The organism is Metabacillus niabensis (genome assembly GCF_902829255.1).
Classification (GTDB): Bacteria; Bacillota; Bacilli; order Bacillales; family Bacillaceae; genus Metabacillus; species Metabacillus niabensis.
In genome coordinates this window covers 1-3,118 of record NZ_CADEPK010000038.1, presented here as the reverse complement: position 1 = coordinate 3,118, position 3,118 = coordinate 1, and the positions used below count along the sequence as shown (strand labels likewise).

Sequence of the window (3,118 nt, the reverse complement as noted above, 5' to 3'; positions counted from 1 at the left end):
GTCACATAGATTCTTAGGACTGTCCCTTTGTAAAAAAACTAAAGATATATATAAGGATTTTTTGGCGTAACGATTTTCTCGAAACTGGTCACATGAATAGCTGGTATATACTGTTGATTTTCTTCCTTAACCTTCAAGACGCCTTTGATTCGTACCCAAGTATCCTCCATTAATTGAAGCTCATCGCTATTTGTAAGTATTATTCCACTTGCTTGTGCATCAGCAACACAGTGGGTAACTTGAAATCTAGCAATCACTTTTTGTTTTTTCATCATGTCTTCAGCAATAAACCCTTCTATTTCTATTTGTTTTCCCTCAAAAACCGCTGGATATTTTGAAATAATCCCCATATAATCAGTAAAACCTGTATAATCTAAACGAATAATAGGAAGATTCATTATCCTTTTAATATTTACATTCTCTAAGTCAATATCCCCCGACTTTCTATGATTGAAACTTGAATATTGAATACCACGCACTAGTGCTTCATCAGCCCCAAAGGTTTTATAAGGCATCATGAAACCTAATAAAAGAGTAATCACCATCATTCCAATCGATATTAATGATTTGATGGAAAACTGTTCTTCTTCATGATGACACCCCCAAGGACTGCAGTAAGTATGATCATGCTCAGCTTCAAGTGTTTTAAAAATACGGGGTACTTGAAAGAAAAAAAGAATCAAGAAAATGATTGAAGCGATTTGACTAAAATGTAGATAATTAGGATGGATAAAGTTAGTAATATCACCCGTTTGATGCAAAATAAATATAAAACTGGCGAAAAGCAATAATATAATTGCTTTTATTGCTTGTCTCTTTTGTAGGGTCAAGATCAGTCTCTCCTTTATATTAGCGGGTGAACGAGTAATAAAATAGCAAGCACAGTAGCCGTAATGAGAATCGTTAACGTGATGACGAAACGAAATGTAAAGACAGATAATAACATAATTGTATTTTTTAAATCTAGCATGGGTCCATAGATTAAAAAGCCAAGCAAGGAAGTTTTTGGAAGTATTTGATCAAATGATGCCGCGATAAATGCATCTGCTTCTGAGCATAGGGATAATAGATAAGCAAGTCCCATCATCACGAGAGTAGAACCTAACAAACCATTTCCTTGAGCTAAAATAGATCTTGTAGAGATATACGTCTGTACAAAAGCTGCAAGAAGCGCTCCAATAATTAAAAACTTTCCCATATCAAAAAATTCATCAATCGCATGCTCGATCATAGCTTTTAGTCTCGTTAGTAAGGGTAGGTTTACCATTCTTTGAGCTTCTGTTCTAAAGGATTCCTTCGTTATTTTCAGTTGATTGTGTTTAAAGAGTATACAGATAGCTGAAGTAATGATAAGAGCAATAATTAAACCTAGAACCATTCGTAGCAAAGCCATTCTCCCATCCTCACCAAAAGCCATATAGGTAGAAAAAATAACGATCGGATTAATTAATGGTCCTGTCAGTAAAAAGCCGACCCCTGCAAAAAGAGGCATCCCTTTACTAACTAGACGACGAACAATTGGAACAATTCCACATTCACATGCAGGAAATAATGCACCTACTAAACAACTCATCATGATTGCTAATAACTTGTTACGAGGGATTAATTTACGCATTTGTTCTTCTGAAACAAATACTTGAATGACCCCTGCGATCAAAACACCGATTAAAACAAATGGCAATGCTTCTAGTAATATACTTATAAACACGACATTAAAGGTTAAGAAAGAATTCGAAAAAAGAGATTCGCTTAGCTTTATTCCTTCGTGAAAATAGAATAGTAAAATGCAACATCCTAGGAAAGCGAATCCTATTATTTCGATATTGGTCCTTATCCTCATTTTATAAACCCTCTGTTTTTTCTCTTCATAAGAAATCCCTCCAGTACCTACTAGCTTTTGTTTATTCAATCACTTTTATCTTGATTTCTACTACTTTCAAATTTTATTAAAACAACTTTAAAGCCTATTTTCTCAATTTAGTTAGATAGAGCTAACATGGAGATGTTAGCCCCGAAGTGGAAATCCTCTTTTATTTCCTATTCAGCGTATATCGTCTCTTTAATTGTTCTTTCCCAATCTTTTTTAATTACTTTTATATCTAGATTGACTCCAATCATAACTAAATAACATTCACCTTTAAATTGCGAAGGTTCCCAATTAACACGATTCATAACAGATTGCATTAAGTATATCCCATCTGTCATAGGTATATATCCCTTTGCCCGAAGCAAGTCACTTCTCCATTTCTTCAAAAACCTCTCAATTTGTTTCTTTGTTGTATTGGTTGTAAGTGGCAGAGAGATACTCTTTATTCTTGAAAAAGATGCTGGAGCCTTTTCATCTGATGGTTCATCTTTTCGTTTTATATTAAATCTCTTCATAACTGAATGATTAATAGAAAAAATTTCGTTTATGTCAACCTGGCTAAATGTTGTGTAGGTAATAGGTGAGGAGGAATTTTCTTTTCTAAGTAGTCTTTCTACCTTTTTCTTCTTTTCATAAGATACTAAATCAATTTTATTGACAATAAGATAATCAGCAACCTTTATTTGCTTTCTTGTCGTTCTTACAAGATCTCGGTCTGATTCAAACACATTATTATAAGAAAGAATATTTTCTGCATCTACGATCGTTATGACTTTTTCTAAGTATAGAAGCTGTAGAAGTTCAGGTTCTGTTATAGAGTCAACAACCTCTTCTGGATCTGCAACCCCTGTTAACTCAATAAATAGCATGTCCGGTTTGCGACTAAGAAGTGTCTTTAGACAGTTCGTTACTTCACTTTTTTTATTACAGCACATACATCCATCTAGTAATTTTTCGAGATGAGTATTTTTTAACAGCCCGGATATACTTTCTCCATCTGTATCTGTCCTACCAATTTCATTCATTAAAACTGCTGGCTTCATTTTCCTTTCAATACATACTTGTAGTAATTGCTTTAAAAGTGTAGTCTTACCACTTCCTAAAAATCCGCTTAAAATAAAGACTGGTATTGTCTTCATTACTTTCCCTCCTTTTCAACACAATACATATATATCAATTATAAATCGAAATTATTCCTATTTACACAATCGAGTTTTAGGTGTACAATACAAATCGTAATCATTACTATTT

The 3,118-nt window shown here is 33.5% G+C and carries 3 protein-coding genes; all 3 read right to left on the bottom strand.

Annotation, left to right across the window (positions count from 1 at the left end; genetic code table 11):
• Window positions 1–38: 38 nt before the first annotated feature.
• The 3 genes from HU235_RS06475 to HU235_RS06465 all read right to left on the bottom strand — a co-directional run bounded on the left by HU235_RS06475 (window position 39) and on the right by HU235_RS06465 (window position 3,006).
• Window positions 39–830: a TIGR03943 family putative permease subunit gene (locus HU235_RS06475; protein ID WP_174879683.1), complete on the bottom strand. Its 792-nt coding sequence runs from the start codon at window positions 828–830 to the stop codon at window positions 39–41.
• A 14-nt stretch (window positions 831–844) separates the two neighbouring features.
• Window positions 845–1,840: a permease gene (locus tag HU235_RS06470; RefSeq protein WP_174879682.1), complete on the bottom strand. Its 996-nt coding sequence runs from the start codon at window positions 1,838–1,840 to the stop codon at window positions 845–847.
• Window positions 1,841–2,037: 197 nt separating this feature from the next.
• Window positions 2,038–3,006 carry a CobW family GTP-binding protein gene (locus HU235_RS06465; protein ID WP_174879681.1) on the bottom strand — a complete coding sequence of 323 codons (969 nt, stop codon included), beginning with the start codon at window positions 3,004–3,006 and terminating at the stop codon, window positions 2,038–2,040.
• Window positions 3,007–3,118: the final 112 nt, after the last annotated feature.

Coding starts and splice junctions, on each gene's coding strand:
- HU235_RS06470 (WP_174879682.1), bottom strand. CDS start 1,840: ATGAGGATAAGGACCAATATCGAAATAATAGGATTCGCTTTCCTAGGA.
- HU235_RS06465 (WP_174879681.1), bottom strand. CDS start 3,006: ATGAAGACAATACCAGTCTTTATTTTAAGCGGATTTTTAGGAAGTGGT.